Annotated in this window: 10 protein-coding genes; 8 read left to right on the top strand and 2 right to left on the bottom strand. The window is 76.5% G+C overall.

What is annotated here, in order from left to right:
• Positions 1 to 23: 23 nt before the first annotated feature.
• The 3 genes from pgsA to ACFT5B_RS12895 all read left to right on the top strand — a co-directional run bounded on the left by pgsA (position 24) and on the right by ACFT5B_RS12895 (position 1,736).
• Complete coding sequence (pgsA, locus tag ACFT5B_RS12905) at positions 24 to 638, top strand: CDP-diacylglycerol--glycerol-3-phosphate 3-phosphatidyltransferase (RefSeq protein WP_386798831.1); 615 nt, start codon at positions 24 to 26, stop codon at positions 636 to 638.
• Entirely contained in the window at positions 635 to 1,159 is a 525-nt protein-coding gene (locus tag ACFT5B_RS12900) for a CinA family protein (protein WP_386798829.1), read from the top strand. The genes pgsA and ACFT5B_RS12900 overlap by 4 nt, the downstream gene beginning before the upstream one ends.
• A gap of 181 nt (positions 1,160 to 1,340) precedes the next feature.
• Complete coding sequence (locus ACFT5B_RS12895; protein ID WP_386798827.1) at positions 1,341 to 1,736, top strand: helix-turn-helix domain-containing protein; 396 nt, start codon at positions 1,341 to 1,343, stop codon at positions 1,734 to 1,736.
• Here the strand turns inward: ACFT5B_RS12895 and ACFT5B_RS12890 are convergent.
• Positions 1,700 to 2,581, bottom strand: coding sequence for a DNA-formamidopyrimidine glycosylase family protein (locus tag ACFT5B_RS12890; RefSeq protein ID WP_386798825.1), 882 nt, complete (start codon positions 2,579 to 2,581; stop codon positions 1,700 to 1,702). The genes ACFT5B_RS12895 and ACFT5B_RS12890 overlap by 37 nt on opposite strands.
• Positions 2,568 to 7,652 (bottom strand): DEAD/DEAH box helicase, encoded by a 5,085-nt coding sequence (locus tag ACFT5B_RS12885; RefSeq protein ID WP_386798823.1) that lies wholly within the window; start codon positions 7,650 to 7,652, stop codon positions 2,568 to 2,570. Before ACFT5B_RS12885 ends, ACFT5B_RS12890 begins: the two co-directional genes overlap by 14 nt.
• 65 nt (positions 7,653 to 7,717) lie before the next feature.
• Here ACFT5B_RS12885 and ACFT5B_RS12880 point away from each other — a divergent pair, with 65 nt between their 5' ends.
• The 5 genes from ACFT5B_RS12880 (at position 7,718) to ACFT5B_RS12860 (ending at position 12,992) form a co-directional block, all read left to right on the top strand.
• Positions 7,718 to 7,951, top strand: a complete 234-nt coding sequence (locus ACFT5B_RS12880; protein ID WP_386798821.1) for a DUF3046 domain-containing protein — start codon at positions 7,718 to 7,720, stop codon at positions 7,949 to 7,951.
• Entirely contained in the window at positions 7,951 to 10,194 is a 2,244-nt protein-coding gene (locus ACFT5B_RS12875; RefSeq protein ID WP_386798819.1) for an alkaline phosphatase family protein, read from the top strand. The genes ACFT5B_RS12880 and ACFT5B_RS12875 overlap by 1 nt, the downstream gene beginning before the upstream one ends.
• Positions 10,191 to 10,985, top strand: a complete 795-nt coding sequence (locus ACFT5B_RS12870; protein WP_386798817.1) for an MBL fold metallo-hydrolase — start codon at positions 10,191 to 10,193, stop codon at positions 10,983 to 10,985. Before ACFT5B_RS12875 ends, ACFT5B_RS12870 begins: the two co-directional genes overlap by 4 nt.
• 259 nt (positions 10,986 to 11,244) lie before the next feature.
• Complete coding sequence (recA, locus tag ACFT5B_RS12865) at positions 11,245 to 12,333, top strand: recombinase RecA (protein WP_386798815.1); 1,089 nt, start codon at positions 11,245 to 11,247, stop codon at positions 12,331 to 12,333.
• Between the two features lie 11 nt (positions 12,334 to 12,344).
• Positions 12,345 to 12,992, top strand: a complete 648-nt coding sequence (locus ACFT5B_RS12860) for a regulatory protein RecX (RefSeq protein ID WP_386798813.1) — start codon at positions 12,345 to 12,347, stop codon at positions 12,990 to 12,992.
• The last annotated feature ends 42 nt before the right edge of the window (positions 12,993 to 13,034 follow it).

The following is a 13,034-nucleotide window of genomic DNA, read 5'->3' as shown; positions in this document are numbered from 1 at the left end:
CGCCGCTCGCCTAGGCTGTCCGGGTGAGCAACTCGGTGCGTGCGCAGTGGAACGTGGCGAACGCCATCACCGTCGTGCGGATCCTGCTCGTCCCGGTCTTCATCGTCCTGCTCGTCCAGGGCGGCTCGGGGCCGGGTGACCACCCCGGCTGGCGGTGGGCGGCGTTCGTCCTCTTCGGGCTCGCGGCGCTCACCGACCGGGTCGACGGTCAGATCGCCCGCTCGCGCGGGCTGGTCACCGAGCTCGGCAAGCTCCTCGACCCGATCGCCGACAAGGCGCTCATGGGCGGCGCGCTCGTCACGCTCTCGGTCCTCGGCGACGTGCCGTGGTGGGTCACGATCGTCATCCTCGTGCGCGAGGTCGGGATCACCGTGATGCGGCTCGTCGTGATCGACGAGGGCGTGATCCCCGCGTCCCGCGGCGGCAAGATCAAGACCTTCGTGCAGACGGTCGCCATCGGGCTGTTCGTGGCGCCCCTCGACCACCTCCCGTACGCGGTCACGGTCGTCGCGTGGTGCTTCATGGTGGTCGCGATCGTGCTCACGGTGGTCACGGGCCTCGACTACCTGCTCGGGGTCCGGCGCGCGCACCGCGACCGGGACGCGAAGGGCACCGGCGCGCAGGGGACGGGCGCGTGAGCGCGGGCCGACCGGACGCGGCGCGCGTCCTCGAGCTGTGCCGCGCGCAGGGCTGGACGCTCGGGGTCGCGGAGTCGCTCACGGGCGGCGCCCTCACCAGCGCGCTCGTCGAGGTCCCCGGCGCGTCCGCCGTGCTGCGCGGCGGTGTCGTCGCGTACGCGACGGACCTCAAGGCGCGGCTGCTCGGCGTCGACGGCGAGCTCCTGAGCCGGCTCGGCCCCGTCGCCGGCCCGACGGCGCTCGCCATGGCCGCCGGGGTGCGGCGCGCGACCGGTTCGGACGTCGGGGTCGCGACGACCGGGGTCGCCGGGCCGGACCCGCAGGACGGGCACGCGCCCGGTCTGGTGTTCGTGGCCGTCGTCGCGCCCGGGTCGACCGTGGTGCGCGAGCTCCACCTCGACGGCGGGCGGGCCGCGGTGCGGGCCTCCGCCGTCGACGCGGCGCTCACCCTCGCGCTCGACGTGCTGCGCGAGCCCGGCGGTGTCGGGGCCGGCGGGCCGGAGATTTCGCCCCGGGCGTAGCGGGGAGCGGGGGAAAACCGTGAGCGCCCCGTGTTCGCGGAACAAGGTGGCAGCCCCGTGCGTTAGATTGGCCGTGATCAGTAAAAGGCCGATGAGCAGCAACAGGCCGAAGGGCCGCCCGGTCACCCCGGTGAGCGTCATCTCCGGGTCGCACGGGCACCAGACGAGAGGGGGCCGCCCGATGATCGTTCTCCGCCGTGAGATCGGTGACGTCCTCCGCGACGTCCGGCAGCGTCAGGGCCGTACCCTGCGTGAGGTCTCCTCCGACGCACGGGTCTCGCTGGGTTACCTCAGCGAGGTCGAGCGCGGACAGAAGGAGGCCTCGTCCGAGCTCCTCGCGTCGATCTGCGACGCGCTCGACGTGCCCCTGTGGCTCGTGCTGCGCGAGGTCAGCGACCGCGTGGCCGTCGCCGAGGGCTTCTCCATCCCCGACACCGTTCCCGCGGACCTCACGATGTCCGCGCTCACGACGCCCGCCGGCCGGGCCGAGGAGCGCGACGACCTGGTCCGCGAGCTCCTGTCCGACGCCTCCCGCGCCTGCTACGGCGCCCCGGAGGACCTCGCCCCGGTCGGCTGACCGGGCGCCTGGCAGACCGGGCACCAGAACACCGGCCGCTCGTACGGCGGCCGGTTCGCGACTCCCACCTGGACGGTCGTGCCGCACACGCGGCACGGCCGTCCTTCGCGTCCGTGGACGTACCGCTCCTGCGCCTGGGGGCCCGTCGCGACGGCCGCCAGCTCGAGCCGGCGCGCGGTCAGCAGGAGGTCGCGGACGACGCCCGGCCCGACGGCGCGGGCCGAGGCCCAGGGCCACAGCCGGTGCGCGAAAAGGGTCTCCGCCGCGTAGATCGTGCCGATCCCGGCGACCCCCCGCTGGCTGAGGAGCAGCTCGGCGAGCGGCGCGCCCTCGCCGGGGTCGTGCTCGTGGCGGAAGCCGCCCGCGGCGTCGGCGGCGAGGATCCGCTCGGTCGCCACGTCGACGCCCGCGCTGCGCCCGGTCCCGTGACCGGGCGCGGCCACGTCGAAGCCGTCGGCGAGCAGGTCGGGGCCGAGGTCGCCGAGGAGCGTGCGCTCGTCGCGGGTCCGGACCACGTCGAGCATCCCGAGATCCGTCCCGACGCACGTCCACGTCGTGTTCCCCAGCACCGCCCGCACCCGGGGGTCGCGCGCCCGCGCCTGCGGCGTCCCGGTCCGGGCGATGCGCCACGTGCCGTCCATCCGCAGGTGCGTGCGGAGCGTGCGGCCGTCGTCGAACCGGGTCAGCAGGTGCTTGCCGTAGGTCGCGACCTCGCGCACGGTCCGGCCCACGAGGTCGACCTCGAACGCCGTCGGCCACCGCAGGTCGGCGCGGTCGAGCGGGCGCCCGCGCAGGGCGGCGTCGAGCCGCCGGGCCGTGAGCAGGACGACGTCACCCTCGGGCACCCGGCCCCCGTCCCGCTGTACGACGCAACCCGCCCGGCGTGGGCGCGAACCCCGCGGCGAGGAGCGCGCGGGCCGCGGGCGTGGTCCCGCTGCCGGACGCGACGGCGTCGAGCGCGGGCGCGCCGTCGAGCCGCACGACCGTCAGCCGCCCGAGCCGGCCGTCGCCCACGGCGGCGCCGAGCTCCCGGGCCGCGACCGCGAGGGCCGTCTCGTCGGCCGTGAACGTCAGGGCCGACCGCCCGCCACGCTCGACGTACGCGACGAGCGCCCCGCCCACGAGCACGACGACGGCGCCCGCCTTGCGCCCCGGGCGCGCCCCGCCGGCCCGCCGCCCGTTCGCGTCGACGGGTGCCGAGGCAGCGGACTGCGTCTCGGGCCACGGGAGCGCCGCGCCGTACGGGTTGGCGGGGTCGGTCGCGGCGAGCAGGAGCGGACGCGCCCGCTCGGGGTGCTCGGCAAGGCCTTCCAGGTCCGTGGCGTGCGACCGCAGCGCGTCGACGGCGCCGGGCACCGCGAACTGCGAGCCGCCGAGGTGCTCGACGAAGTACCCGCGACGCACCCGTCCCAGCGACTCCTGCTCGGCCAGGACGCGGTAGACGCCGCGGAAGTAGTCGACGACGCCCTCGGCGCTCGCCACGCCCCGCGTGAGGACGCCGTACCGGTCGAGCAGGACCGAGGCGAGCGCCGTCGTCCGGCGGGTGGGATCCGGTTCGCGGCCGGGCAGCGCGGCCCAGCGCCCGCCGCCGCCTCGCAGCTCCGCGGCGGCGCGCGCGCCGGGCGGGCGGCCCAGGCCGAGCGCACCGAGCCCGGCGCGCCGGACCGGGCGGGCCCGGCCCGCGGTGCGGGGAGCCCGGTGGGTGCCGCCCGCGGGACCGAGGCGCGAGCGGAGCGCCCCGAGCCCGTCGTTGGTGACCCGCCCGGCCCACACCAGGTCCCACAAGGCCTCCAGGACCTCGTTCTGAGACGCCTCGACGAGCTCCGCGACGCGCCCGAGGAACAGGCCGCCGGCGTGCTCGAGCACCTCGAGGACCGCGAGGTGCAGCGGCGTCCCCGCGCCCGTGTCGTCGAGCGCGGCGACGGCGGGCAGCGTGAGGTGAGCGGTCTCGGCGAGGTGCAGGCTCACGAGCCCGTCGCCGCCGCCCGAGCCCGGCAGCGCCGCGTGCCCGCACCACAGCACCTCGCCCGACGTGGTCAGCTCGTCGAGGAGCGCGGGTGCGTAGTCGCGGACCCGTGCCGGGAGGACGAGCGTCTCGAGCGCGCTCGCGGGGACCGCGGCGCCGGAGAGCTGTTCGACGACGCGCAGCAGGCCGTCCACCCCGCGCAGCGCGCCCGTCGACGGTCCGCCGACCGCCCCGGCGCCTCCGGTGACCCCCTGCCACGCCGGGAGGAACAGCCCGAGCGCGCCTCCCGGCACCGGTTCGACCTCGGCCCGCAGCGCCGCCAGCGACCGCCGCCGCAGGGTCCGCAGCACGTCGGCGTCGCAGAACTCGTCACCCACCCCGCCGAGCGAGGGCGGCCGGAGGCGCCCGCGCACCAGCGTGCCCGCGCCGGTGAGGCGCACGAGCACCTCCGTCGCGACGGCGCGCGCGACGCCGAATCGGGTCGCGACGTCGGCGGCGGGGAACGGTCCGTGCGTGCGGGCGTGCCGGCGCACGAGGTCGCCCAGCGGGTCCGGGACCGGCTCGAGGAACACCTCGGGCAGGCCGACCGGGAGCGCGACGCCCAGCCCGTCCCGCAGCCGTGCCGCGTCCTCGACGACGGCCCACTGGTCCTGCGAGCCGTCCGGCGCCCCTGCGACGCGCACCCGCATGACGCGGCGGGCCGCCTCGAGACCGGCCAGCCAGGCCGGTGCCTCGGCCTGGCCGTCCGGGCGCGTCCGCTCGACGAGCGCAGCAGTCGGGAGCGGTCCCAACCGCCGCAGCACGTCCCACAGGCCCTCGGCGTCGCGGGCCTGACGGTTCGGGGCGAGGGCCTGCAGCTCCGCCTCGGTCCGCTCGACCTGCTCGGGGTCGAGCAGGTCCGCGAGCTGGCTCGTGCCGTCGCCTCCGAGCAGCTCGGACAGCAGCGCCGGGTCGAGCGCGAGCGCGGCCGCGCGGCGCTCCGCGAGCGGGGCGTCGCCGTCGTACAGGAACTGGGCGGTGTAGCCGAACAGCAGCGACTGCGCGAACGGCGACGGCGTCTGCGTCGTCACCTCGACGACGCGCACCCGGCGGCCCTGCACCGCGCGCATGAGGTCGGCCAGCGCCGCGGTGTCGAAGTCGTCCTGGAGGCACTCGCGGGCAGCCTCGAGCACGATCGGGAACTGCGGGTACCCCGAGGCGACGGACAGCAGCTGGGCCGAGCGCTGCCGTTGCTGCCACAAGGGCTGGCGCTTGTCGGGCCGACGGCGCGGCAGCAGCAGGGCGCGGGCCGCGGCCTCGCGGAACCGCGCCGCGAACAGCACCGACCCTCCGAGCGCGTCACGGACCTCCTCGACGACCTCGTCGGGCTCGAGGAGCAGGTCCTCGAGGGTGACCGAGGAACCGCCGTACGCGACGGCGTCGCCCGACCCGTCGAGGCCGCCGAGCCCGTCGCCGGGCAGATCGAACCCAGCCACCGCGCCTTCGACGTCCGGCAGGCGCAGGACGATGCCGTCGTCGGAGTGCATGGCGGCGACGTCGACGCCGAGGCGCTCGCGCAGCCGCCGCGCCACGACGAGCGCCCACGGCGCGTGCACGCGTGCTCCGTAGGGTGAGTGCAGCACGACCCGCCAGTCGCCCAGCTCGTCGCGGAACCGCTCGACGACGACGGTCCGGTCGTCGGGCACGGCACCCGTCGCGGTGCGCTGGTCGGCGAGGTAGGCGAGCAGGTTGTCCGCCGCCCAGCCGTCGAGGCCGGCGTCGCGCAGGCGCGCGTGCGCCGCGTCCGGGTCGCCCGCCGCGGTCCCGGACGTCTCGCGCACCCACGCGCCGATCGCCGCGCCGAGCTCGGCCGGGCGCCCGGGGGAGTCGCCCTTCCAGAACGGCAGCCGCCCCGGCAGCCCGGGTGCGGGGGAGACGAGCACCCGGTCGGGGGTGATCTCCTCGATGCGCCACGTGCTCGAGCCGAGCGTGAACGTGTCGCCGACACGCGACTCGTAGACCATCTCCTCGTCGAGCTCGCCCACGCGGCGGGGGGCCCGACCGGTGCCGCCGCGCGGCCCGGACGGTCCGGTCACGGGGTCGCCGAGCTCCTCGACCGTCGGGTCGTCGCCCGACCCCACGAGGAACACCCCGTACATCCCGCGGTCCGGGATGGTGCCGCCGCTCGTGACCGCGAGCCGCCCGGCCCCCGGCCGTGCCGTGAGGGTGCCCGACGCGCGGTCCCACACGACGCGCGCCCGCAGCTCCGCGAACTCCTCGCTCGGGTAGCGCCCGGCGAGCATGTCGAGGACCGCGGTGAGCGCGCCGTCCGTGAGGTGCTCGAAGGGCAGAGCGCGGCGGACCACCGCGGCGAGGTCGTCGACCGTCCACTCGTCCATCGCGACCATCGCCACGACCTGCTGCGCGAGCACGTCGAGCGGGTTGCGCAGCACGTGCACCTGCTCGATCTCGCCCGCGAGCATGCGCTGCGCCACCACCGTCGCCGGGACGAGGTCGCCACGGAACGTCGGGAAGATCACCCCGTGCGACTCGGCACCCACCTGGTGCCCCGCGCGCCCCAGCCGCTGCAGCCCGCTCGCGACGCTGGGCGGCGAGCCGACCTGCACGACGAGGTCGATCGCGCCCATGTCGATGCCGAGCTCGAGCGAGCTGGTGGCCACGACCGCGGGCAGCCGGCCCTCCTTGAGCTCGGTCTCCGTCCGGGTGCGCTCCGCGCGGCTCATCGACCCGTGGTGGGCGCGCGCGACGACCGGCTCGATGCCTGCGCTCGCGCCCGACTGCGCCTGGACCTGCGCCGCGCGCACGGTGCCGGGGTCGAGGACCTCCTCGCCCTGCCGCTCGGCCCACAGCTCGTTGAGGCGCGCGGTCAGCCGCTCCGCGCCCCGGCGCGAGTTCGTGAAGACGAGCGTCGAGCGCTGCACCCGGCCCGCCGCGTGGTGCGCGACCTCGTCCGCGCCGGTGTCCGCGGCGACCAGGTCGACGATCCGCTCCTCGACGTGCGGCCAGATCGAGGCCCTCGGCGCCGTGCCCCCGCCCGGTCCGCCGGCGTCGCCGGGCAGCGGGAGCGGCACGGCGGCAGGGCCCGACAGGTCCGGCTCGCCCTCGGGCAGCGGCGGGAGGCCCCCGCCCGCGCCCGCCGGCACCGCGAGCGGCGTCGCGCGCAGGTCGGCGAGGTCCGGCACCGGCACCTCGACGTCGATCCGCAGGCGCTTGCTCGCGGGCGGCTGCACGACGACGACGTCCCGGCCTCCGTCCGCATCCGTTCGCGACCCCGCGAGGAACGCCGCGACCGCGTCCACGGGCCGCACCGTCGCCGACAGCCCGATCCGCTGTGCCGGGCGCTCCAGGAGCGCGTCGAGCCGCTCGAGCGTCAGGGCGAGGTGCGCGCCGCGCTTGGTCCCGGCGAGCGCGTGGATCTCGTCGACGATCACCGTCTCCACGCCCGCCAGGCCGTCCCGGGCGCCCGACGTCAGCACGAGGAACAGCGACTCGGGCGTCGTCACCAGCACGTCGGGCGGGGCCGTGGCGAACGTGCGCCGCTCGCGGGCCGGCGTGTCGCCCGTGCGCAGCCCGACCCGGACCTCGCGCACCGCCTCGCCGCGGCGGGCTGCCGCCTGCCGGATGCCCGTCAGCGGCGAGCGCAGGTTCCGCTCGACGTCCGCCGCGAGCGCCTTGAGCGGGGACACGTACACGACCCGGCAGCGGCGGGCAGGCTCGGGCTCCGGGTCCGTGGCCCCCACGAGCCGGTCGATCGACCACAGGAACGCGGCGAGCGTCTTGCCGGAGCCGGTGGGCGCGACCACGAGCGCGTGCCGGTCGCTGCCGATCGCGTCCCACGCTCCGGTCTGCGCCGCCGTCGGCGCCTCGAACGCGCCCGCGAACCAGTCGCGCGTCGACGCGCCGAAGCGGCCGAGGCCCGCGGGGCCAGGAGCGGAGGGTGAGCGGGGCACCGTCCCATTGTGGTCGGGCGCGCCCACACCCGCCCCGGGTGGGCGGCTCGTGGCAGGCTGGTGCCGTGCGCTACAGCGAGTTCTGGTCCCTGGTGGACGACGTGTTCGGTGACGCCTACGGGCGGACGCTCGCGGACGTCCAGGTCCTCACCGAGCTGGGCTCGCGCACCGCCGTCCAGGCGCTCGACGACGGCGTCGATCCGCGCGTCGTCTGGCACGCGCTGTGCGACGCCATGGAGGTGCCCGACGCCCGGCGCTGGGGCTCCGACCGGCGCCGTCCGGCACCCCCGGCGCGCTGATGGACCTCGCGGCCGCGCAGGCGAGCCGGGACCGGGCGTCCCGCGTCGCCGACCTGCGCGAGTCGGTCTGGTCGCTCGTCGCGACGACGGCGGGCCTCGCGGTCGCGCTGCTCGTCGTGCCGGGCGTGTCGGTGTCCGAGCCGTGGTCGGTCCTCCTGGTGGGGCTGATCGTGACGGTCGGGGACGCGCTGGTCCGCCCGGCGCTGCGCCTGCTCGCCGCACGGTTCGGGCCGCTCGCCGCCCTGCTCCTCGGGCTCGCCGCGCAGGTCCTGATCGCGTGGGCGGCTCTCGTGCACGTGCCGGGGCTGCACCTCTCCCACGGCACGGACGTCGTCCCGGTCCTCGTGGTCGCCGCCGTCGTGATGGCGGTCGGGCGCTGGCTCCTCGGCCTGCGGGACAACGACTACGTGCTCGGCGACCTGCGTCGTCGGGCGCGCCGGGGCGCCCGGCGACGCGCGCGGGCCGCCCACCGCGCGGGCGCCGCCGGTTCCGCCGCGCCGCCGCCGGACGGCGAGCGGGGCGTCCTGGTCGTCCAGCTCGACGGGCTCGCGCAGGGCACGCTCGAGTTCGCCGTCCAGGCGGGGCTCGCGCCCACGCTGACGCGCTGGCTGCGGGACGGCACGCACCGGCTCGAGCCGTGGTGGGCGCAGGTCCCTTCGACGACGCCCGCGAGCCAGGCCGGACTGCTGCACGGCGCCGCGGACCGCGTCCCCGCGTTCCGGTGGTGGGACCGCGAGCTCGACCGCCTCCTCGTCACCAACCACCCGCGTGACGCCGCGCTACTCGAGGAGCGGCTCGCCGAGGCCGGCCCGGGGCTGCTCGCCGGCGGCGGGGCGGCCGTGTCGACGATGTTCAGCGGTGGGGCGGCGACGAACCTGCTCGTCGTGAGCCGCGCGCGCCGCGGGCTCGGACCCGGCGCGACGTTCGTCGAGTTCTGCTCGAGCCCGTTCGTGCTGGCCCGCGCGCTGCTGCTGACGGTCGGCGAGCTCGTCAAGGAGCTCTACCAGGGCTGGCAGCAGACGGCGCGGCGCGTCGAGCCACGGGTCTCCCGCCTCGGCGCCTACCCGGCCCTGCGTGCCATCACCAACGTGCTGCTGCGCGACCTCAACACCTCGCTCGTCGCCGAGCAGATGGTCGAGGGCGCGCCCGTGATCTTCGTGGACTTCGTCGACCACGACGAGGTCGCCCACCACGCCGGGCCGCTCCGCCCCGAGTCGCTGCGCTCGCTCGAGGGCCTCGACCGCGTCGTCGGGCTCCTCGAGCAGCTCGGGCGGCAGACCGCGCGACCCTACGACGTCGTCGTGCTCTCCGACCACGGCCAGTCGCTCGGCGAGCCGTTCGCGAAGACCTACGGGTTCACGCTCGAGTCGCTCGTGCGCCGGCTCACCGGCACCGACCCCTGGCCCGCCCCGTCCGACGACGAGCGCCGGGGCCCCCGGCGCGACGTCGCCACCGCCCAGGCACGCGGCGAGCGCGGCGAGCAGTGGCACGAGGTCGCCGAGGCGCTGCGCGCGCTGTCCGGGACGGCCCGCGGGCACGACGCCGTCGGGCCCGAGACGGGGCGCGCCGCGGGCGACCGGACCGCGCGGGCCGACGAGGGTCCGGGCCTCGCGACCGACCAGGAGCTCGTCGTCGCCGCGTCCGGGAACTTCGCGGGCGTGTGGGTGACCAGGGCGGACGAGCCGCTGCGGCTCTCGCGCCTCGTCGAGCGCTGGCCGGACCTCGTGCCCGGGCTGGCGGCGCACCCGGGCGTGGGCGTCGTCGTGGGTCGCGACGACGACGGCCACCCGGTCGCGCTCGGCGCGCACGGCCTGCGGCACCTGGTCACGGGCGCGGTCGAGGGGGAGGACCCGACCGCGGTGTACGGGCCGCGGGCCGCGGCCGACCTGGCACGCGCCGCCGGGCTCGAGTCGGCGGCCGACCTGCTGGTCGTGTCGTCGGTCGACGACGCGGGGCTCGTGCACCCGTTCGAAGGTCTCGTCGGGTCGCACGGCGGGCTCGGCGGCGAGCAGAACCAGGCGGTGCTGGTCCACCCGGCCGCGTGGGAGGTCGACGACGCGCTGCGGGCCGGGCCGGCCGACGGTCGCCGGCTCGTGGGCGCCGACGCGGTGCACCGCCAGCTCGTCGCCTGGCTGGGCGCGCTCGGCCTCGGCCCCGGAGCGGCCGTCGCGCCGGCCGACCCCGCCGAGCAGGAGCCGACGGGGGAGCGGGCCGAGGGCGCCCGAGAGGGCACGCCGTCGTGACCGCGCTGACCGTCACGTGGCTCGGACACTCCACGGTGCTGCTCGAGCGGGACGGCGTCCGGGTGCTCACCGACCCGCTGCTCCACCGTCACGCCGGCGTGCTGCGGAGGCGCGGGGGGCGCCCCGCGGACGTCTGGCACGACGTCGACGCCGTGCTGCTCTCGCACCTCCACCACGACCATGCCGAGCTCGGCTCCTTACGGCTGCTGGGCGACGTCCCCGTCCTCACGGCGCCGTCGAACGCGCGCTGGCTGCGCTCGCACGGCATCCGCGGCGCGATCGGGCTCGGGCCGGACGAGGTGGTCGAGGTCGCGCCGGGCGCACGCGTGCGGCTGACGCCCGCGGTGCACGGGCACCGCCCCATGCCGCACCGGCCGAACGCGGCCAACGGGCACCTGCTCCTGCTCGACGGCGGGACCCCGGGCGACGAGCTCGCGGTGTGGGCCGTGGGCGACACCGAGCTCGCACCGGAGCTCGCCGGCGTGCCCGTGCTCGCGGGCCGGTCGCCCGACGTGGTGCTGGCCCCGGTCTCGGGCTGGGGGCCGCGGCTGTCGGGCGGGCACCTCGGGCCGCTGCAGGCCGCCGAGCTGTGCGCGTTGGTCGGTGCGGGCGTCGCCGTGCCCGTGCACTGGGGGACCCTGCACGCGCCCGGCGGGCGGCACGTGCCGCCGGGGTGGATGGATCGCCCCGGAGCGCTGTTCGCGCACGAGGTCGCGCTCCACGCTCCCGGCACGCGCGCCGTGGTCCTCGCGCCGGGCGAGAGCGCCGAGGTGCCCGGGCTCCGTCGCTGACCTGCGGCGACGCTCGCCCGGAAGCGCGGTCGACGGCAGCCGCCGGAGGTCGCGACACGCCGGCCCCGGCGTGTCGGGGCGACCTGCCGCCGATCGAACACCTGTTCGGGTAGGGTGGTCCACATCCTCGCGACCACGGGGCGTCGTACACAGCCGGGAGATCGGCCGGGGACGATGTCGGTGGCCGCACGTAGCGTCTTCACCGATGGCAACGACGAACACGCGCCGCACGGGCGCGAAAAGCGCAAAGGTGGCTGACATGCCCGCACCAGCAGATCGCGAGAAGGCGCTCGAGGCCGCCCTCGCCCAGATCGACCGAAACTTCGGCAAGGGCTCGGTGATGCGCCTCGGTGAGGAGGGCCGTGCCCCTGTCGACGTCATCCCGACCGGCTCCATCGCGCTCGATGTGGCGCTCGGCATCGGCGGGCTCCCGCGCGGCCGCGTGATCGAGGTCTACGGCCCCGAGTCCTCCGGCAAGACGACCGTCGCGCTGCACGCGGTGGCCAGCGCCCAGCGGGCCGGCGGCATCGCGGCGTTCATCGACGCCGAGCACGCGCTCGACCCGGAGTACGCCAAGAAGCTCGGCGTCGACACCGACGCGCTGCTCGTCTCGCAGCCGGACACGGGGGAGCAGGCGCTCGAGATCGCCGACATGCTGATCCGCTCCGGCGCCCTCGACATCATCGTCATCGACTCGGTCGCGGCGCTCGTGCCCAAGGCCGAGATCGAGGGCGAGATGGGTGACAGCCACGTCGGCCTCCAGGCCCGCCTCATGTCCCAGGCGCTGCGCAAGATCACCGGCGCGCTCAACGCGTCGGGCACCACGGCGATCTTCATCAACCAGCTCCGCGAGAAGATCGGCGTCTTCTTCGGGTCGCCCGAGACGACGACCGGCGGCAAGGCGCTCAAGTTCTACGCGTCGGTCCGCCTCGACATCCGCCGCATCGAGACCCTCAAGGAGGGCACCGACGCGGTCGGCAACCGCACGCGCGTCAAGGTCGTCAAGAACAAGATGGCGCCGCCGTTCAAGCAGGCGGAGTTCGACATCCTCTACGGGGTGGGGATCTCCCGCGAGGGCGGGCTCATCGACATGGGGGTGGAGCACGGCTTCGTGCGCAAGTCCGGCTCCTGGTTCACGTACGACGGCGACCAGCTCGGCCAGGGCAAGGAGAACGCGCGCTCGTTCCTGCGCGACAACCCCGACCTGGCGAACGAGCTCGAGAAGAAGATCAAGGAGAAGCTCGGTGTCGGCGCCCGCGTCGACGCGCCCGCCGAGGAGGCGGGCGGCGCGACCGAGGCCGTGGCCCCCAAGGCCGCGGCCGCGAAGGGCGCGGCGGCACCGTTCTGACGGACCCGGCCATGACCTTCCCCTCAGGCCGGTCCAACACGTCTCGCGGCGGCGCGCGCCGCCGCGACACGGCCTCGTCCGCACGTGACGAGGTTCGGGCCCGGGCCCCTCGAGCGCAGACGGACGCGAAGCACGCCCCTGCTTCGCGTGACGAGCAGCTCGAGGCGGCCCGGGCCGTCGCTCTGCGCATGCTCACGGGCGCTCCCCGCACACGCCGCCAGATCGCCGACGGGCTTCGTCGGCGCGGTTACGCCGACGACGTCGTCGAGGAGCTCGTCGAGCGCCTCACCGATGTCGGGCTGCTCGACGACGCCGAGCTCGCCGGGATGATCGCCCGCAGCCAGCTCGCCGAGCGATCCTTGTCCCGCCGCGGCATCGCGGCGGAGCTGCGACGGCGCGGCATCGAGGACGACGACGCCCGCGCCGCCGTCGAGACCATCGACGACGACGCCGAGGACGCCGCGCTGCGCGAGCTCGTGCGCAAGCGCCTCGCGCGCACCGCAGGGCTCGAGCGTGACGTGCGCGTCCGGCGCGTCATGGGGGTGCTCGCCCGCAAGGGCTACGCGCCTGGTCCCGCGCTCGCCGCGATCAGCGCCGAGCTGGGCGCCGAACGGGACGAGCTGGCGTCGCGCGACGACGTGGACGCCTGGTCCGACTGACGGTTCTCGCGGACGGTGACGCTCGCGTTGGCGGGACGGCGA

Origin of the sequence: Luteimicrobium sp. NPDC057192 (assembly GCF_042670205.1) — a bacterium.
In the GTDB taxonomy this organism is placed as follows: domain Bacteria; phylum Actinomycetota; class Actinomycetes; order Actinomycetales; family Cellulomonadaceae; genus Luteimicrobium.
This window is presented reverse-complemented; position numbering and strand designations above follow the sequence as displayed.

Coding starts and splice junctions, on each gene's coding strand:
- ACFT5B_RS12895 (WP_386798827.1), top strand. CDS start 1,341: ATGATCGTTCTCCGCCGTGAGATCGGTGACGTCCTCCGCGACGTCCGG.
- ACFT5B_RS12875 (WP_386798819.1), top strand. CDS start 7,951: ATGGACCTCGCGGCCGCGCAGGCGAGCCGGGACCGGGCGTCCCGCGTC.
- recA (WP_386798815.1), top strand. CDS start 11,245: ATGCCCGCACCAGCAGATCGCGAGAAGGCGCTCGAGGCCGCCCTCGCC.
- ACFT5B_RS12860 (WP_386798813.1), top strand. CDS start 12,345: ATGACCTTCCCCTCAGGCCGGTCCAACACGTCTCGCGGCGGCGCGCGC.